General features: G+C 73.1%; 15 protein-coding genes and 2 pseudogenes. 14 read left to right on the top strand and 3 right to left on the bottom strand.

Going from position 1 to position 17,851, the window contains the following annotated elements:
• Nucleotides 1-58: 58 nt before the first annotated feature.
• Entirely contained in the window at nucleotides 59-1,435 is a 1,377-nt protein-coding gene (locus tag ABZT87_RS19665; RefSeq protein WP_355137168.1) for a serine/threonine-protein kinase, read from the bottom strand.
• A gap of 525 nt (nucleotides 1,436-1,960) precedes the next feature.
• Here ABZT87_RS19665 and ABZT87_RS19660 point away from each other — a divergent pair.
• From ABZT87_RS19660 to ABZT87_RS19615, 10 genes and pseudogenes are all read left to right on the top strand, one after another.
• Nucleotides 1,961-2,488, top strand: a pseudogene (locus tag ABZT87_RS19660) (RNA polymerase sigma factor); the annotation flags it as partial.
• Between the two features lie 361 nt (nucleotides 2,489-2,849).
• Nucleotides 2,850-3,770, top strand: coding sequence for a hypothetical protein (locus ABZT87_RS19655; RefSeq protein ID WP_355137166.1), 921 nt, complete (start codon nucleotides 2,850-2,852; stop codon nucleotides 3,768-3,770).
• Nucleotides 3,771-3,925: 155 nt separating this feature from the next.
• The gene (egtA, locus tag ABZT87_RS19650) at nucleotides 3,926-5,161 is read left to right on the top strand and encodes an ergothioneine biosynthesis glutamate--cysteine ligase EgtA (protein ID WP_354862924.1); all 1,236 of its coding nucleotides are present in this window, start codon (nucleotides 3,926-3,928) and stop codon (nucleotides 5,159-5,161) included.
• A 127-nt stretch (nucleotides 5,162-5,288) separates the two neighbouring features.
• On the top strand, nucleotides 5,289-6,629 hold the full coding sequence (gene egtB, locus ABZT87_RS19645; protein ID WP_355137753.1) for an ergothioneine biosynthesis protein EgtB: 1,341 nt from the start codon (nucleotides 5,289-5,291) through the stop codon (nucleotides 6,627-6,629).
• A gap of 40 nt (nucleotides 6,630-6,669) precedes the next feature.
• Entirely contained in the window at nucleotides 6,670-7,416 is a 747-nt protein-coding gene (egtC, locus tag ABZT87_RS19640; RefSeq protein WP_355137164.1) for an ergothioneine biosynthesis protein EgtC, read from the top strand.
• Nucleotides 7,417-7,468: 52 nt separating this feature from the next.
• Complete coding sequence (gene egtD, locus ABZT87_RS19635; RefSeq protein WP_355069111.1) at nucleotides 7,469-8,434, top strand: L-histidine N(alpha)-methyltransferase; 966 nt, start codon at nucleotides 7,469-7,471, stop codon at nucleotides 8,432-8,434.
• 250 nt (nucleotides 8,435-8,684) lie between these two features.
• The gene (locus tag ABZT87_RS19630; RefSeq protein ID WP_355137162.1) at nucleotides 8,685-9,272 is read left to right on the top strand and encodes a TMEM165/GDT1 family protein; all 588 of its coding nucleotides are present in this window, start codon (nucleotides 8,685-8,687) and stop codon (nucleotides 9,270-9,272) included.
• 39 nt (nucleotides 9,273-9,311) lie between these two features.
• The gene (locus tag ABZT87_RS19625) at nucleotides 9,312-9,674 is read left to right on the top strand and encodes a DUF1622 domain-containing protein (protein WP_355137160.1); all 363 of its coding nucleotides are present in this window, start codon (nucleotides 9,312-9,314) and stop codon (nucleotides 9,672-9,674) included.
• Nucleotides 9,671-9,994, top strand: a complete 324-nt coding sequence (locus ABZT87_RS19620; RefSeq protein ID WP_355137158.1) for a hypothetical protein — start codon at nucleotides 9,671-9,673, stop codon at nucleotides 9,992-9,994. The genes ABZT87_RS19625 and ABZT87_RS19620 overlap by 4 nt, the downstream gene beginning before the upstream one ends.
• A gap of 4 nt (nucleotides 9,995-9,998) precedes the next feature.
• Nucleotides 9,999-10,196 carry a hypothetical protein gene (locus ABZT87_RS19615; protein ID WP_355137156.1) on the top strand — a complete coding sequence of 66 codons (198 nt, stop codon included), beginning with the start codon at nucleotides 9,999-10,001 and terminating at the stop codon, nucleotides 10,194-10,196.
• 126 nt (nucleotides 10,197-10,322) lie between these two features.
• On the opposite strand, the pseudogene ABZT87_RS19610 reads toward ABZT87_RS19615, so the two are convergent.
• Nucleotides 10,323-10,564: pseudogene (locus ABZT87_RS19610) on the bottom strand (Na+/H+ antiporter NhaA); the annotation flags it as partial.
• Between the two features lie 379 nt (nucleotides 10,565-10,943).
• Here ABZT87_RS19610 and ABZT87_RS19605 point away from each other — a divergent pair.
• Complete coding sequence (locus ABZT87_RS19605; protein ID WP_355137154.1) at nucleotides 10,944-12,404, top strand: polysaccharide biosynthesis tyrosine autokinase; 1,461 nt, start codon at nucleotides 10,944-10,946, stop codon at nucleotides 12,402-12,404.
• Here ABZT87_RS19605 and ABZT87_RS19600 read toward each other — a convergent pair.
• Nucleotides 12,385-12,939 (bottom strand): low molecular weight phosphatase family protein, encoded by a 555-nt coding sequence (locus tag ABZT87_RS19600; RefSeq protein ID WP_354863225.1) that lies wholly within the window; start codon nucleotides 12,937-12,939, stop codon nucleotides 12,385-12,387. The genes ABZT87_RS19605 and ABZT87_RS19600 overlap by 20 nt on opposite strands.
• A gap of 168 nt (nucleotides 12,940-13,107) precedes the next feature.
• Here ABZT87_RS19600 and ABZT87_RS19595 point away from each other — a divergent pair, with 168 nt between their 5' ends.
• The 3 genes from ABZT87_RS19595 to ABZT87_RS19585 all read left to right on the top strand — a co-directional run bounded on the left by ABZT87_RS19595 (nucleotide 13,108) and on the right by ABZT87_RS19585 (nucleotide 16,882).
• A complete protein-coding gene (locus ABZT87_RS19595; RefSeq protein ID WP_355137152.1) occupies nucleotides 13,108-14,355 on the top strand; it encodes a glycosyltransferase family 4 protein in 1,248 nt (415 codons plus the stop codon).
• Between the two features lie 189 nt (nucleotides 14,356-14,544).
• Nucleotides 14,545-16,239 carry a DUF4012 domain-containing protein gene (locus tag ABZT87_RS19590; RefSeq protein ID WP_355137150.1) on the top strand — a complete coding sequence of 565 codons (1,695 nt, stop codon included), beginning with the start codon at nucleotides 14,545-14,547 and terminating at the stop codon, nucleotides 16,237-16,239.
• Between the two features lie 13 nt (nucleotides 16,240-16,252).
• The gene (locus tag ABZT87_RS19585) at nucleotides 16,253-16,882 is read left to right on the top strand and encodes a hypothetical protein (protein WP_355137148.1); all 630 of its coding nucleotides are present in this window, start codon (nucleotides 16,253-16,255) and stop codon (nucleotides 16,880-16,882) included.
• Nucleotides 16,883-17,851 lie beyond the last annotated feature (969 nt).

Genomic DNA, 17,851 nt, shown 5'->3' with positions numbered 1-17,851 from the left:
AGGGGTCTTCGGCGACGTAAGTCCGTTTTGGGGATATCGGTGCTGGTGGGACGGCTGGTCAGCCGCCCACCGGGTCCTCCGGGCCGGTCGGCGGCGCCGTGGTGGGGGGCGGGTCGGTCGCGGGCGGGTCGGTCTTCGGCGGGTCGGTCTTCGGCGGGTCGCTGGGCGGGGGCGCGGTGGTCGCGCTCGGCGTCGCCGACGGCGGGCTGGACGACTGGGAGGGCTGCACGCTCGGCGTGGCGGTGACCGACGCCGACGCGGTCGCGTCCGGGACGGTCGGCCGGTTCGGGCGCTCCGGGTCGTCCGTGCTCTGCTCGTTCGCCGCCGGCAGCTCCGCCTGCTGGGTCGGCCCCTGCGTCACGGAGGTCGTCGGCAGGTTGACGGCCGGCTCGTCGTCGCCGGTGTTGCGCGCCGCACCCAGTGCCGCCCCGAGGCTGATCAGGGCGACCAGCATCGCGGCCGCCGCGCCGACCAGTGGCCCGCGACGTCGCTGACGCCCGGCATCCGCCGTGCTCGCCACCGCCGCGCCGACCGGCACGTCGGTGCGGGTGCCCGGTCCGGCCTCGCGCAGCGGAACCGACGCCGCCATCGCCGTCGGCGGCTCGCCGCCGGTGACCGCGGTGCGGGCGGCCTCGGCCATGGCCGAGCCGCTGGTGAAGCGGTCGAGCGGATCCTTGGCGAGGGCCCGCGACACCAGGGCGCGGACCGCCTCCGGGATGTCGTGCGGCAGCTCCGGCGGCTCGTCGTCCAGGTGCCGGACGGCGACCTGGAGGGGGTTGTCCCCGGTGAACGGTGGACCGCCGGTGAGGCAGCAGTAGGCGACCGCGCCGAGCGCGTAGATGTCGGTGGCACCGCTGACCGGACGACCGGCGGCCTGCTCGGGCGCCATGTAGAGAGCGGTGCCGGGCACCGCGTTGGTGCTGGTGATGCTGGTCACGTTTGTGGAACGGGCGACGCCGAAGTCGACGAGGACGACCGTGCCGTCCTCCTGGACCAGCAGGTTGCTGGGCTTGACGTCGCGGTGCACGATGCCGCCCCGGTGCGCCGCGCTCAGCGCGTGCGCCGCCTGGGCCACGATCGACATCGTCTCGGCCACGTCGAGCCGGCCGGCCGCCTCGATCCGCTTGGACAGCGGCTCACCCTCGACGAACTCCATGACCAGGTAGTCCGCCCGACCGCCGTCGGGCAGGTCGTCCTCGCCGCAGTCGTACACCTGCACGATGCCGGGGTGCCGCAGAGCCGCCATGATCCGTGCCTCGGCCCGGAAACGGGCGATGAAGTCCGGATCGGAGACCAGCGCCGGCAGCAGGACCTTGACCGCGACCTGTCGGCCGAGGACCAGGTCCGAGGCACGCCAGACGTCGCCCATGCCGCCGGTGGCGACACGTTCGTCCAGGCGGTACCGCCCGCTGAGCACGACCTCCGATGACAACACAGCATTACCGTACCCAGAGTGGCGGGCAACGGCGCGCTGCGGTTGATCGGCCGCGTGGTCGTACCCGCCGGTCCGTCCGGTCTGACCTCTATGGACGCGGTCGGATCTGTGACGGCTCGACGACGGCGGGTGACAAAACCCGACACATCCCGGCGTACGCTTGCCGGATCACCGCCCCGGGCCGCCCACCGGCCCGGCGAGCGTCCTGCGGTTCACACCTGTTACGGCGGCACGCCGGTCTGGCGGCTTGATAATTGTCACTCTTCCGTGACGCGATCCCGACTTGTCGCTCGGATGGTCCCCTTTTACCGTTAGCCCGGCTCGGGGCCGCTCGGCCGGCCGTGCGTCGAGAGCCGAGAGCCATCGCGCCGGTGCGGACGCCCCGGCCGGCCCGGACGCGGGCGCGAAGCGGATTCGGTGGAGGGCGGTGCGCGTGCGGGAGCCGGTGGGGTCGACGGTTCGCGCGCGGACGCAGGCGTGGCGCGTCGGGCCGGGCCGCCGTCCCGAGCCACCCGTGAGCCGCGGATGACCGGCGAGCTGTCCGAGGCGGTCACCGCCGCGCAGGCCGGGGACGAGGACGCCTTCCGCTTCCTGTACCGCAGCCTGCAGCCGGGCCTGCTGCGCTACCTGACCGCCCTGGTCGGCGCGGACGCCGAGGACGTGGCGTCGGAGACGTGGTTGCAGATCTCCCGGGACCTGCCCAACTTCACCGGCGGTGAGTTCCGCGCCTGGACGGTCACCATCGCCCGTAACCGGGCCATGGACCATCTGCGTCGGCTGCGTCGACGACCGTCGCTGCCGGTCCCGGTGCAGGCGCTCACCGAGTTGGCCGGCGACGGCGACACCGCCGAGCGGGCCGGCGAGACGATCAGCACCGAGGCCGCCCTGGCGCTGATCGCCACGCTGCCGCCGCGCGAGGCCGAGGCGGTGCTGTTGCGGGCCGTGATCGGGTTGGACGCGGAGTCGGCCGGTCGGGTGCTGGGGCGTCGGGCCGGGGCCGTCCGGACCGCCGCCCACCGTGGGCTGCGGCGGCTGGCCACCCTGTTGGACCGGCAGACGGTGACCGCACCGCCACCCGACGGCGTCGTCACGACCGGGGCGCCCGGCGCGCCGGGCCGGGTGTCCGCGCCGACCACGCGGCCTGCGCCTGCCGTGCCGCGCGGGGTGTCCGTGCCGAACGCGCCGGGCGGGGTGTTCGTGCCGAACGCGCCGGGCGGGGTGTCCGTGCCGAACGCGCCGGGCGGGGTGTCCGTGCCGAACGCGCCGGGCGCGACTGCGGCGCCGGCCCTCGGCGCCGACGGCGTCGCACCGTCGGTTGGCGCTGAGGTGGTTCCGCCACCTCGCGGACGCACCAGCCGATCCCGGCGGACGTCACACGCCGAGCAGGCGGACGGCTGACGTGAGGGGATTCCGGATGCACCCGTACCGGCCGGACCGGCACGCCGGCCGTGCCGAGACCGAACGGCTGCTCGACGCCACCCGCATCGACGCGGCCGTCTACCCCGAGGCGTCCCTCCGCGCTGGCACGTCTGCGGACTTCGACGCAGCCGTCGACTCCGACGCGGCATTCCACGTCGACACGGCCGTCTACCCCGACGTGGCGCTTCACGTCGACGCGGCCCTCGACCTCGACGCGGGCGAGCGGTCCCGCGCGCCCGCCGCCTCGCAGGCGGCGGGCGACCCGCTGGCGCGGCTGCTCGCCGCTGCCGCCGGCCCGGCCCGGCCGGGGGAGCTGGCGGGCGAGGAGGCCGCGCTGGCCGCGTTCCGGGCCGCCCGGGCCGCCGCCCCGGAGCCCGCCGCGGCCCGACGACCACGCAGCCGTCGGCTCACCACCGGGGCGTTGGCCTGGATCGGGGCGCTGGCCGCCACCGCCACCGCGGGCGCCGCGTTCGCCGCGGCCGGCCTGGACCGGGCACCCGACCCGGTCCCGCCGGCGCCGAGCAGCGCGCCACCGACCGCCAGCGATCCCGCGGCGACCGCGGCGACCACGCCGACCGCGCCGAGCCGATCGGCGTCGCCCGGCCCGCCGTCCCCGACCGGCACTCCGACCGTCGGTTCGGCGCCGAACGGTCAGCTGCACGGGCTGTGCCGGGCCTGGCGCGCAGGGAAGCCCGAGAAGCGGGAGAAGAAGTTGCGGACGCCGGCCTTCCAGCGGCTGGTGGAGGCCGCCGGTGGCGTCGCCGCGGTCGAGGAGTACTGCCAGCGACTGGTGCCCGAGGCGAAGCCGTCGGCTCCGGCGCGGTCGTCTGCCCCCGCCGAACCGTCCTCGGCGGCGACGCCGCCCGGATCGGCGAAGACCAAGCCCTCCCACCCGGCCGGGTCGGCCGCGAACTGAGCGTCCGGCCGGCGCGTTCGTTCTGCCGTGCACCGGGAAATTCGTCTGTTAGACAGGGGTTGGTGGCACCGTCGACGCCGCCGACAGTGTCGGTGGCCTGGTTTACGGTGGCACAAGTGTTCCGGAGTTGGCGCACGACGAAGGAGGCTGCACCAATGGTGACGTCGCCCGAGCTGGATCGCAGCGCGATCCTGCGTGAGTCCGCGGCCGCAGGCCGACATCTCGCGCGCATCTGCTTCAAGACCGGCCCCCCGACATACACCGGCGTCGAACTGGAATGGACCGTGCACGACGCCGCCGACCCTGCCCGACCGGTCGACCCGGTGCGGCTGCGGGCGGCGCTGGGGCGCCACAGCCCCGTCACGCTGGACCCCACGAGCCCCGCCGAGCCGCTGCGACACGGCGGCACGGTGACCCTCGAACCGGGCGGCCAGTTGGAGATCTCCACCCCGCCGCGCTCTTCGACCGGCGCGCTGATCCAGGCCACCGAGGCCGACATCGCCCAGGTCACCGGCCTGCTGGCCGCCGCCGGGCTGACCCTCGGCCGCAGCGGAATCGACCCGCACCGTCGGCCCCGCCCAGTGGTGGACACTCCCCGCTACCGCGCCATGCGTCGCGCCTTCGACCGGCGGGGTCCGGCCGGCCGGACGATGATGTACAGCACCGCCGGTCTGCAGGTCTGCCTCGACATCGGCGAGCCGGACCAGGTCGCGGCGCGCTGGGCGACGGCCCACGCGGTCGGGCCGCCGTTGCTCGCGGCGTTCGCCTCGGCCAGCCGGCACGCCGGGCGGCGCACCGGTTGGGCGTCCGCGCGTATGGCCGCCTGGCTGGCCATCGACCCGGCCCGCACCCGCCCGGTGTGGGTGCCCGGCAACGCCGACGAGGATCCGACGACCACCTGGATCCGGTACGTGCTTGCCGCGCCGCTGCTCTGCCTGCGCCGACGCGGCCCGGACTGGGCCCCGCCGCCGGGTGTCACCTTCGCCGACTGGCTCGACGGCGCGCTGCCCCGTCCGCCCACCACCGACGATCTTGACTACCACGTCAGCACCCTTTTTCCACCCGTGCGCCCGCGCGGCTACCTGGAACTGCGCTATCTCGACGCCCAGCCCGACCGGGACTGGCGTCTCCCGCTGGCGGTGCTGAGCGCGCTGTTCACCGACGCGGGCACCGTGCGCGCGGCGTACACGATCGGCGCGCCGGTGGCGCACCGCTGGTCGGCGGCCGCGCGGCACGGCCTGTCCGACCCGACGCTGGCCGCCGCCGCGGCCGCGCTGCTCGACCTGGCCCTGGCCACACTGCCCCAGCTGGAGCTGCCGGCCGGCACCCACGACGAGGTCCAACGAGGCGTACGACGGCGGCTGGCCGCCGCACAGAGGGGAGACCGGTGAGCGCGAGGAGTGAGCCGGGGTTGCGAGCCCCGCAGTCGCGAACGTTGGCGGACCGGTGAGCGCGAGGAGTGAGCCGGGGTTGCGAGCCCCGCAGTCGCGAACGGAGGGGAGACCGGTGAACGGCGAGATGGTGAGTGTGGGCACGACGGACCATTCCGAGGGGGAGCGGTTGCGGGGGCGGATCGCGGCGGAGTTGGCGCGCGCCCGGTCCCGTACCGCCCTGTTGACCGAGGCGGTCGACGACGCCGACCTGATGCGCCAGCACTCTCCGTTGATGTCGCCGTTGGTCTGGGATCTGGCGCACGTCGGCAACCAGGAGGAACTCTGGCTGGTCCGTGATGTGGGTGGCCGCGAGCCGGTCCGCTGCGACATCGACGAGCTGTACGACGCGTTCAAGCAGCCCCGCCGTGACCGGCCCGCGCTGCCGCTGCTGCCACCGGCGGAGGCGCGTGCCTACCTGGGCACGGTCCGGGACAAGGTGCACGACCTGCTCGACGCCGTGAGCTTCACCGATCGGCCGCTGGTCGCCGACGGGTTCGCCTTCGGCATGATCGTCCAGCACGAGCAGCAGCACGACGAGACGATGCTCGCGACCCACCAGCTGCGCGCGGGCGCGGCGGTCCTGCACGCCCCGCCACCACCCGAGCCGACCGCCCGCGTCGGCGGTGAGGTGCTGGTGCCGGCCGGGGAGTTCACGATGGGCACCGACACCGACCCCTGGGCCCTGGACAACGAACGTCCCGCGCACCGCGTCGACCTGCCCGCGTACGTCATCGACGCCGCGCCGGTCACCAACGGCGAGTACGAGGCGTTCATCGCCGACGGCGGCTACGACGACCCGCGCTGGTGGAGCGCGGCGGGTTGGGAGCACCGGGTTTCCGAGCAGCTCGTCGCGCCGATGCACTGGCGTCGCGACGGCGACGGCTGGGCGTACCGGCGTTTCGGCCGGTGGGATCCGGTGCGCGCCGACGAGCCGGTGGTGCACGTGTGCTTCCACGAGGCGCAGGCGTACGCCGCGTGGGCCGGTAAGCGTCTGCCGACCGAGGCGGAGTGGGAGAAGGCCGCCCGGTGGGACCCGGCGACCGGGCGGTCGCGCCGCTACCCGTGGGGCGACGGGGACCCGACCGAGGCGCACGCGAACCTCGACCAACGTCACCTGCGGCCGGCGCCGGTGGGCGCGTACCCGGCCGGCGCGTCGCCGCTGGGCGTGCACCAGCTCATCGGGGACGTCTGGGAGTGGACGTCGACCACCTTTCGCGGGCATCCCGGCTTCACCGCGTTCCCCTACCGCGAATACTCGGAGGTCTTCTTCGGCGACGACTACCGGGTGCTGCGCGGCGGCTCGTTCGGCACGGACCGGTCGGCCTGCCGGGGGACGTTCCGCAACTGGGACTATCCGATCCGGCGGCAGATCTTCAGCGGCTTCCGCTGCGCCCGGGACGCCGCACCGGACGAGTCGCGCCGGTGATGCCGCACCGGGCCGGCGCGGCGGCGGCCGGATTGCGCTGATGTGCCGTCACCTGGCCTATCTGGGGCCGCCGGTCACGCTGGCCGAGTTGCTCTTCGCGCCGGCGCACGCACTCGTACGCCAGTCCTGGGCGCCTCGCGACATGCGCGGCGGCGGCACGATCAACGCCGACGGGTTCGGCGTCGGCTGGTATCCGAGCGACGGCGAGCCGGTGCGTTACCGGCGTGCCCAGCCGATCTGGAGCGATCCGACGATCGCCGAGCTGGCTGCGGTGACCCGCGCCGGCGCTGTGCTGGCCGCGGTCCGCTCGGCCACCGTCGGGATGGCGGTGCTCGACGGCGCCGCCGCGCCGTTCGCCGAGGGTCGGTGGCTGTTCAGCCACAACGGTGTGGTCCGGGGCTGGCCGGACGCGATGGTGTCGCTCGCCGCCGGCCTGCCGGTGCGTGACCTGCTGACCCTGGACGCGGCCACCGACTCGGCCCTGCTGTGGGCGCTGGTGCGGCACCGGCTGCGCGCCGGTGACGACCCGGCGGAGGCGGTGGCCCGGACGGTGGCCGAGGTCGCCGTGGCCGCTCCGGGGTCGCGGCTGAACGTGCTGCTCACCGACGGGCGGCGGGTGGTGGGCACCACGTCCGGCCACGCGCTGTCGGTGCGTGCGGCGGCGGGCTCGGTGCTGCTGGCCTCCGAGCCACACGATGACGACCCCGGATGGCGGCCGGTGCCGGAGGGGCACCTGGTCACGGCCACCGTGGACGAGGTGCGGATGTGCCCACTGCCGACCGGGTGAGCCGCACCGGTCGGGCACGCGAGGTGTGTGACTGAGCAGAGAGGCAGGACCGATGACCGCGGAACCGTTGGAGATCTACCTTGAGCCGCAGGACCTGGAGCGTGGTCTGCGTCAGGACGTCCGGGCCGGGTTGACCGCCGAGCCGAAGTGGCTGCCGCCGAAGTGGTTCTACGACTCGCGGGGCAGCGAGCTGTTCGAGGAGATCACCCGGCTGCCCGAGTACTACCCGACCCGGGCGGAGCGGGCGGTGCTGGCCGAGCACGCACCGGACGTGGCGGCGCTGACCGGTGCCAAGACCCTGATCGAGCTGGGCTCCGGCTCGTCGGAGAAGACCCTGCTGCTGCTGGACGCGTTCACCCGTCGGGGCGGCCTGGGCACGTTCGTCCCGTTGGACGTGTCGGTCAGTGCCCTGCTGGGGTCGACCGCGCAGATCGCCGCCGACTATCCGGGGCTGCGGGTCCGGGGCATCGTGGGGGACTTCACCCGCCAACTCGACCGGCTGCCCACCGGCGGTCGGCGGTTGGTGGTGTTCCTGGGCGGCACGATCGGCAACCTGCTGCCGGCCGAGCGGGCCGACTTCCTGGCCGCGATGCGCGCCGCGCTGGAGGTCGGCGACTGGCTGCTGCTCGGCACCGACCTCGTGAAGGACCCGTCGGTCATCGTGCCCGCGTACGACGACGCGGCCGGGGTCACGGCCGAGTTCAACCGCAACGTGCTGTACGTGATCAACCGGGAGTTGGGCGCCGACTTCGACCCGGAGGCGTTCGAGCACGTCGCCCGCTGGGATGCCGACCACGAGTGGATCGAGATGCGGCTGCGGGCGACGCGCCCGATGCGGGTCCGGGTGCTGGACCTGACGGTCCAGTTCGCCGCGGGGGAGGAGCTGCGGACGGAGGTGTCGGCGAAGTTCCGCCCGGAGCGGGTGGCCGCCGAGCTGCGCGACGCGGGCTTCGCTGCGACGAACTTCTGGACCGACCCGGACGGGCTCTTCGGGGTGACGTTGGCCCGGGCGCGGTGAGGCTGTTCACCACGACTTCCGGCCCGGGCACGGTGAGGCTGTTCACCCACGGCGTCCGAGCCGCTCGGTGATCGGTTAGGCTGGTCGCGCGAAGGGGAGTAGCCCTCAATGTCGTGGTCGACATACTGGTGCGTTCCGCACCCGGCCACGCGGCCCCGGTCTCCGGGGCGGGCGAGACCTTCGACTCAGGCTGTTGCAGCCGGGTCGAGGGCGCCCCGTACCTCCTCCCGGCGTGAACGGGAAGGATGTCATGGAGGGATTCCTCGCCGCGCTGGTCATCAGCTTCGGTGTCATTTTCGTGGCCGAGCTGGGAGACAAGTCCCAGCTGATGGCGCTGACGTTCGCTACGCGGTTCAAACCGATTCCGGTGCTGATCGGCATCACCGTCGCCACGGCGGTGGTGCACCTGGCGTCGGTCGCCATCGGTTCGGGCCTCGGCGCCGTGCTGCCCACCGAGTGGATCTCCCTGGTGGCCGGTGTGGCGTTCCTCGGCTTCGGCGCGTGGACCCTGCGCGGTGACACGCTCACCGAGGAGGAGAAGCGCAAGGCCGAGAAGACCAGCAAGACCGCGATCGTGGCGGTGTCGGTGGCGTTCTTCCTGGCTGAGCTGGGCGACAAGACGATGCTCGCGACGATCACCCTGGCCACCAAGTACGGCTGGTTCGGCACCTGGCTCGGCTCCACGATCGGCATGGTCGCCGCGGACGCGCTGGCCATCCTGGTCGGTCGGATGCTCGGTCGCCGCCTGCCGGAGAAGACCATCAAGTACGGTGCCGCGGTGCTCTTCGCCATCAGTGGCCTCTGGCTGATCCTGGAGGCCGTCAATGAGCTGACCTGAGCACCGACTAGCCGCCCCGCTGGTGGGTAACGGCTCCGGGTGGAGCCGGCGGAGCTGCTGCGCCACGGCGACGAGGTGCTGGTCGCCGTGGTGGAGGTGGCCGGGGCCCTGGTGATCTTCGTGGGTGCCGTCTGGGCGGCGGTGCGGTTCGCGGTCGAAGGGCTGCGACACCGCACCGCCGCCGTCTTCACTCCGATCCGACTGTCCCTGGGCCGGTTTCTGACCCTCGGTCTGGAGTTCCAGCTGGCCGCCGACGTCCTGCGCACCGCGGTGTCACCGTCGTTCACCCAGATCGGCCAGCTGGCGGCGATCGCCACGATCCGGACGGCGCTGAACTACTTCCTGGGCCGGGAGATCCGGCAGGAGCAGCGGCAGGTCACCGGCGGGCAGCGGCGGCCGTGAGCGGTGCGCTGGTCGAGGTGGTGACCGCGCTGGCCCTGGTCGCCGGTGTGGTCACGGCCCTGTGCACCGGTGCCGTCCGGGTCGCGGTCCGGGTGCTGTTGGACCTGCTCACGGCGGCCGGCCTGCTCCGCCTGGCCGGTGATCCGCAGTGGGGTGGCCTGGCCACCGCGGCGGCGATCGTCGCGCTGCGCCAACTACTCGCGGCGGCGTTGAGTCTCGCGCCGCCGTGGTCGCGCCGACAATCCCCGCCGCGCTGCGCCGAGGACGATCACCACTTACCGTGGGCAGTAGCAGCGAAACAGGGAAAAGCGGGAGGATAACCACATGAGCCGGCACGACGAACCGAACGAGTACGGCTACGCCGGCGGCGCCACCGCTCCCGAGCCCCAGCCCGGCGGCAAGCCCGACGAGCAGGACCTCGCGGAGGAGGTGGCGGTGCCCGGCGACGATCTCACCGCGCCGACGACCGACGCGCTGGCCGACGAGACCGAGGAGCGTCGCCCCAGCGAGCGCCGCCGCTGACGCGTCACGCATAACGGCGGTCGCCCGCACGGGCGACCGCCGACGCCGTTCGGGTCAGGCCCGACCGCCGGCGCCGTTCGGGCAGCTCGTCCGTGACCCCCTGTCGGCCGCTGCCAGGTCTGGGCTGACCACCGTGAGCGCGGCCAGCGTGCGGGCGATGTCGGTGGCAATCGGAATGGCCCGACCGCGCAACTCCTCCCCGCCCGCTGTCTGGACCACCGCCGCGGAGATCGGCGCGGGCAGCGCCATCCCGCCGAGGGCGGCCACCACCGCAAGCGCCGCGCCGCGCGGCTCCCGCAGGTCGCGCCGACGACGACCTCGCGCTTGAGGTCCAGGCCCGCCACGAGAACGAAGACTGCCAGCAGCCCCGATTGGCGCGGCCCAGGTCGAGGCACCAGCGCTCGCCGTCGGGCCAGGGCGCCCCGGGTGTACGACTCGCCCCCCACGGCGTCCTCGCCCCGATCAGCGCGAGGGGCAGCAGTGCGCCTGCGATGGTGGGGTGCGGGCGATCACGCGGCGTCCGGGAGGGGGCGGCCAGAGATCGGCCGTGGACTTTTCCCGGATGTCGCCGCTGCCGAATGACCCTTTGTCGGGTTGGTCATGTGGGCGCACTTGTTCGCCTCGAAAATGCATAACTCCGGACATAAGCCCTATGAGGGGCTTTAATGGTTTCACGAGTTGGCAGACGACCTTGGGGGTTTTCGTGAAGTTCTTTGGCGTAACCGGACCCGCACGGAGGCACTCCTGATGGACCTGCTCCGCCAATTGCGCCACGTGCGTCGGCACTGGTGGGTCGTGCTGGTCACCGTCATGGTGGCCCTGGGCGTCTCGGCGTTTCTGACCGTACGGGCCCAGCCCCGGTACGTCGCTTCGGTGACCTTCTTCGTCACCACCCCCAACCAGGGCGTCAGCGACGCCTACCAGGGTGGTCTGTTCCTTCAGCAGCGGGTCAAGTCGTACGCCGACCTGCTCAGCAGCGATCGCCTGGCGCAGAGCGTGGTGGCCGAGACCCCGGTCGGGCTCACCGCGGACGAGGTGCAGCGCCGGGTGACCACCTCCACGGAGACGGGCACCGTGCTGCTGCGCGCCTCCGTCACCGACACCGACCAGGCGCGGGCGATGCGGGTGACCGAAACCCTCGCGGCAAAGTTCGTCGAGCTCGTGCAGAAGGTCGAGACGCCGCCCGAGGGCAAGGCGCCGATCAAGATCGAGGTGGTCAGCGGCCCACGGGTCAGCGCCAGCCCCGTCTCGCCGCAGCCGGTCCGCAACCTCACGCTCGGCGGTCTGGTCGGTCTGGCGCTCGGTGTCGGCCTGGCGATCCTGCGCGGCGTCGCCGACGTCCGCCTGCGCGACGCCGCGGGCCTGCAACGCGCCACCGGAAGCCCACTGCTCGGTGAGATTCCGTTCGAGAGCGCCGCCCGCACCGCTCCGCTGATCGTCGGCGAAGCCGCGACGTCGGCGCGCGCGGAGGCGGTCCGCAAGCTGCGGACCAACCTGCGCTTCGTGGACGTGCACGAGCCGGCCCGGGTCATCGCCGTGACCAGCGCCCTGCAGGGCGAGGGTAAGACGACGCTCTCCTGCAACCTGGCCATCGCCCTGGCCGAGGCGGGCTGGCGGGTGCTGCTGGTCGACGCGGACCTGCGCCGCCCGAAGGTCGACGAGTACCTGGGCCTGGACGCGGGCGTTGGTCTCACCGACGTGCTGGTCGGCGACGTCCAGGTCGGTGACGTGGTGCAGCGCTGGGGCGACAAGTCCCTGCTGGTGCTGCCCAGCGGCTCCGCGCCGCCGAACCCGAGCGAACTGCTCGGCTCCAAGGCGATGGCGGACCTGCTGCTCGCGCTGCGCGAGTCCACGGACATCGTGATCATCGACACCGCGCCGCTGCTCGCGGTGACCGACGGTGTCGTGGTGGCCGTCCAGGCCGACGGCGCGCTGCTGGTGAGTCAGCAGGGCCGTACGTCGCGCACCCAGGTGGCCGCGGCGGCCCGCTCGCTGCACTCGGTCTCGGTGCGGTTGCTCGGCTGCGTGCTGAACATGGCCAAGGTGGCCAAGGCCGAGGCGTACCAGTACGAGGCTTACCGGGTGGCCACCTCGTCGGCCACGCCGTCGGTGCCGACCGACCGGGCCACCGCAGCCCGGCACAGCGAGGGCGCCGGCGTCAACGGCGTCAGCGACCGCACCCAGGAACTCACCCGGTTGCCCCGATGAGCGCGGCGAGGGGTCGTAGCGAGCGTTCGATCTCCTCAGCGCAGCGACGGAAGTCGGCGGCGGTCCCGCCGATCGGGTCCCGCAGGTCGTCCGCGTCCGGGGCGGCGGGTTGCAACCGTCCCCTGGCGTGGGCGGCGGCGGCGATGGCGGCCCGCAGCGGGTCGTCGCGCGACTCGGCGGGCGGCTCGGCCGCCGCCGCCAGTCGGCCGAACTGGCGCAGGGTGAACGTCCGGTGCAGCGCGCCGGGCGCCAGCGCGGTGCAGATCGAACGCTGCCGCCGTGTCGCGGTCAGCACGAGCGTCGCGTCGGCGAGGTGTTCGGGACGCAGCGTCCGGCTGGCGAAGGCCGCCGGGTCGCCGCCGCCCTCGGCCGCGACCTGGGCCGCGTACGGGTGCATCGCCATCCCGTCCATCGCGTCGGTGCCGGCGCTGGACACCAGCACGGGCCGGTCGGCCAGCAACCGGCGGGCCAGGTACTCGGCCATCGGCGAGCGGCACAGGTTGGCGTGGCAGACGAACAACACGCGGTCGGCCATCGGGAGCCCTCTCGTGGGTGCGGACACGGGTCGCCACACCCCGAGGGTGGTGCGTCGACGCCGCTGGCCGCGCGGGGAGGGGATGTCGGCATCGTACGCGGGCCGACCACCCGCCGGACGTGCTGCCGCGCCGGCCGAGGCCGATCCGTGGTCCTCGGCGGTGCCCCGGTGAAGATCGGCATCCTGTCGTACCACTTTCCACCCGAGCCCGCCTTCATCCCCGGCAGCCTCGCGGAGGAGCTGGCCGCGCGCGGGCACGAGGTCCGCGTGCTCACCGGCTTCCCGGACTACCCCGGCGGCCACGTCTATCCAGGGTGGCGGCAGCGCTGGCACCACGAGACGCACAGCCAACGGCTGGCGGTCCGGCGGGTGCCGCGCTACTCCGGCGGGGCCACCTCCACGTACGGGCGGATGGTCAGCTACCTGTCGTTCGCGGGCAGCGCGTCGCTGGCGGCGCGTCGGTTCCTCGGCGACGTGGACGCGCTCTACGTCTTTCAGCTGCCGGCCACCACGTTCGCCACCGCCGCTCTGTTCCGGCTGCTTCCGAAGGTGCCGGCCGTGTTGCACGTACAGGATGTCTGGGCACGCGACGGCGCGGACGCGGACGGCGACGGCCGCTGGTCGGCACGGATGGGCGCCGCGATGACCCGCATCTACCGGACGGCCGCGCGGGTCGCGGTGGCCGCACCGTCGATGCGGGACCTGGTGGTCGCCGCCGGGGCCGACCCGGCCCGGGTCCAGCTGGTGCTGAACTGGACCGACGAGCGCATCTTCTACCCGGCGACACCCGGCGCGGCGGCTCGGCAGATGGTCCGCCGGGATCGCCGGTGCGTGGTCATGCACGCCGGGACCATCGGCGCCCGCCAGGGGCTGGAGACGGCGGTACGGGCCGCCGCGGCGTTGGACCGCACCATGGATCTGGTCCTGGTCGGGTCGGGCGCGGATGAGCAGCGGGTGCGGGGGCTCGCCGCCGAGCTGAAGGCGGAGAACGTCCGCTTCCTTCAGCGGCGGTCGCCGGTCGACATGCCCGAGCTGTACGCCGCCGCCGACTACCAGCTGATCATGCTGCGCGACCTGCCGGAACTTCGGGGCATGGTGCCCGGCAAGCTGCAGGCCGCGCTCTCCTGCGCCGCGCCGGTGGTGGCGTCGGCCGGCGGGGACACCGCCGAGCTGGTCGAGCGCGCCCGAGCCGGGTTGTCGTGCCCTCCCGAGGACTGGGCCGCGCTGGCCGACCGGTTCTGGTTGGCCGCCACCATCCCGCCGCCGGCGCGCACCGAGATGGGCCGCCGGGGCCGACAGACGTACCTGCGGGAGATGTCGTTGCCGGCCGGGGTGGACCGCATCGAGCGGTTGCTGCACGAGGCCGCCGGCCGGGTCCCGCAGGGTGCATCAGAGCCGCGAGGAAACCTCGCGTAAAGGACGAGAAGGCCCATAACCGTACGAGATCCCTTGCAACGTGCTAAGAACGTCAGGGAATCGAACGGACTGTCCGATTCCGGCAAACGGGAGTGTGGTGTGACGGAGAGCGAACGGCCGCGTCGACGGCGAAGCCGATCCCGGCGTCGCCGACGCGCACGGCTGCGACGGGCCCTGCTCGGTGCCCTGGTGGTCGGATCACTGCTGCTCGCCAGTGGCGGATGGATCGGCTTGCGGGGCTGGCAGGCGCGCGCGCACCTGCTCAACGCCGCCGGCCTGGCCCGGGAGCTGAGCACACAGGTGGTCGGCGGGGACACCGACCGTGCTCTGCGGACTCTCTCCGCTCTGCAGGAGCAGTCCGGCGCGGCCCGAGCCGCCACCTCCGACCCGAGCTGGAAGGTCGGTCGGCGTACCCCGATCGCCGGCGACGACCTCGACGCGGTCCGGCTGATCGCCATCGCCATCGACGACCTGGCCCGGCGGGCGTTCCCGACCCTGCTGCGGACGGACCTGACCAGCCTGGTGCCGGCCGAGGGTCGGTTGGACCTGGCCCGGCTCAGCTCGGTCTCCGCAGAGCTGACCCGGGCGAACGACGCGGTGCAGGCCACCCGCCGTGACCTGAGCGAGGTGCCCGTCGACCGGCTGGTCAACCAGGTGCGCCAGGCGCTGACCGATTTACGTGGCGAGATCGACCGGCTGGCCAGTCTCACCGCTGCGGCCGACCAGGGCGCACGGCTGCTGCCGCCGCTGCTCGGTGCGAATGGCTCGCGGCGTTACCTGCTCGTCTCGCAGAACCTGGCCGAGCTGCGTGCCACCGGCGGCATGTTCGGCGCGTACGCGATGATCGAGGCCGAGAACGGACGGGTTCGGATGGGCGCGCAGGGCAGTAGCGCGTCCCTCGGCCGGTTCACTCCCGCGTTGAAGCTGCCCGCCGAGACCCGAGCGGTCTGGACCGACCTGCCGGGCATCTACCCCGCCGACGTGAACCTCACCCCGCACTTCCCGACCGCCGCCGCCCTGTACCGGGAGATGTTCCGGCGCAAGACCGGGACCACCGTCGATGGCGTTCTCGCCGTCGACCCGGTGGTGCTGTCCTACCTGCTGAAGGCGACCGGCCCGGTGCTGGTGCCCGGTGGAGTGCCGCTGGCCAGCGAGAAGGTCGTGCAGACCCTGCTCAACGAGACCTACCAGCGGCTGGGCACCACGGAGCAGGACGCCTACTTCGCGTCGTCGGCCGCCGCGGTGTTTGACGCCTTCTTCAAGAAGAATGTCAACCCACGGGTGTTGTTGTCCGCATTCGACCGTGCTATCACGGAACGCCGGATATTGTTCTGGAGTGCTCATCCGGAAGAACAGCGGACATTCGGCGACAGCCGGATGGCCGGGACGCTCCCGGAACAGGACACCGTGCCGACTGTCGGCGTGTTCCTCAACGACGGCAGCGGCGCGAAGCTCGGCTACTACCTGCGGCCAACGGCGAGCCTCACGGTCGGCGAATGCCGGCCCGACGGCCGCCGCGAGCTCCGGCTGCGGGTGACCCTGCGCTCGACGGCGCCGAAGTCAGGGCTCAGCAAATCGATCCTTGGCCTCGGTCTGGCTGGCGATCCGTACACCGTCCGCACGCTGGTGTCGATCTACAGCCCGGCTGGCGGCTCCGTGCTCGACGCCCGGCTCGACGGGGCTGAGACGGCACTGGGCAGCGGCACCGAACGCCGCCGCCAGGTGGCGACGGCCAACGTCGACATCGGCCCCGGCGTCGAGAGGGCGCTGGAGGTCACCGTCCTGACGGCCAAGACCGACGTCGGGCAGGCCGAGCTGTGGCTGACCCCCACCGCCAGCCCGTGGACCACCCAAGTTCATTCCGCACCAAGCTGTGACCAGTAGGAGGGAACCAATCATGCGGCTATCCCGCATCATCATGGCGCTCACGGTCGGCCTGGCCGTGGTGGCCGTGCCGACGGCAGCGGGGGCGGCACAGCCGCAGCCGACGCCCAGCGCGACCACGGATCCGACTCAGCCGCCGCCGTACCCGCCGACCGCCGCGTCCCTGACCGTCAACCGGCCGACGATCTTCCTCGGCGAGACGGTCATCCTGACCGGCACCAACTTCGGCCCCAACGAGACCGTCGACCACACGGTGACCTTCACCCCGCTGGCAGCCCCGGCACCCGGCAGGGCGCCGGTCCGCCGCAGCGACGGCACCACCGTGGCCATGGCGCCGGTGGCGTACCAGGCGAGCGCGCCGCTGCAGTTCACGGCGTTCACCGACGCCCAGGGCCACTTCACCAAGAGCTACAAGCCGTCGGTGACCGGTCTGCTGACCTTCACCGCCACCGGCCGGAAGTCCGGCCGGACCGCCACCGCCGAGCTGCGGGTGCTGGACAAGAAGCAGCCGCTGCCCGTCACCGGTGACAGCATCGGTACGCCCATGAAGCTCGGCGGCGGCCTCGTCGGCGCTGGCGCGATCATGCTGCTGCTGACCCTGGCCTGGCGTCGCCGCCAGCGCTTCGGCGGAGCCGCGCACTGATCGCCGCACCACCAACCGGGCAATGCCCGGAGCGCACCTCAGGCTGGCGCCCGTCGGATCTCCCGACGGGCGCCAGCCCCCTGTCATCCCTCCGACGGGACGTGATCGACTCGCGTGGTCGGAAAACCGGGGCATCCGGACGACCGGGACACCCCGATATCCAGGATCCCGAGTCGATCACACCCGCAGTTCCGCCCAGGTCGCCGTGCCCGGGGACGTCCGCGCGGGCCTGGTCCCGGCGGAGGCGTGTTCGGGCAGGTCAGGTCGACGTGACCGGCCCGGTCGGGTTGCCCTGATCGGCACGGTGTCGGCGAGGTGGGTGTGTCCGGCTGGCCGGATGCCGCGGTATCACCGATCTGGAGTCGATCAGCCCGGCTGTCCGGTGTGACCGGTCGGGGTCGTGCCCGGTTGGGTGGGATGTCCGTTTCTGGGGGTTGTTGGGGTGTGACCGGGTGCATCCGTGGGCTGGAATCGTGGCGGGCCGGGGGTCGTTACATACCCTGACGATCGCAGGACCACGGCCAGCCGCCCCGCCCGCTCAACCGGCGGGGGAATGGCCGGCCGGGCCGGGTCGTTGCAGACCCCCGGAACGACCGTGGGCTCGCCCCCGGGTCCGCTATTTGGCGCCGGTGAGGGCCCGGGAATGACCCCGGCCCGGCGGTCGTTACACACGCTCCCGGCGCCACGAGCCCCACTCGCGGGCCGCCCCGGGAATGACCCCGGCCCGACGGTCGTTACAAACCGTCCCGGCACCACGAGCCCCGCTCGCGGGCCGCCGCGCCGCGAGCACCGGCTCGCAGGCCGCCCCCAGACTTTCCCCTCTTGATAGTGAAGCGCCGGACGAGGTGCTCACACCCGCGTCACCCACCCCCGTGTGGTGGCGTGTGGTGTTCCTACCCCTGAAGGAGCTACCCCCATGAACACGATCTTCCGTAAGAGCATGCTGTCCGTTGCTGGTCTCGCGTTCGC

It is taken from the genome of Micromonospora sp. NPDC005237, from assembly GCF_040607775.1.
Lineage (GTDB): Bacteria > Actinomycetota > Actinomycetes > Mycobacteriales > Micromonosporaceae > Micromonospora.
This window is presented reverse-complemented; position numbering and strand designations above follow the sequence as displayed.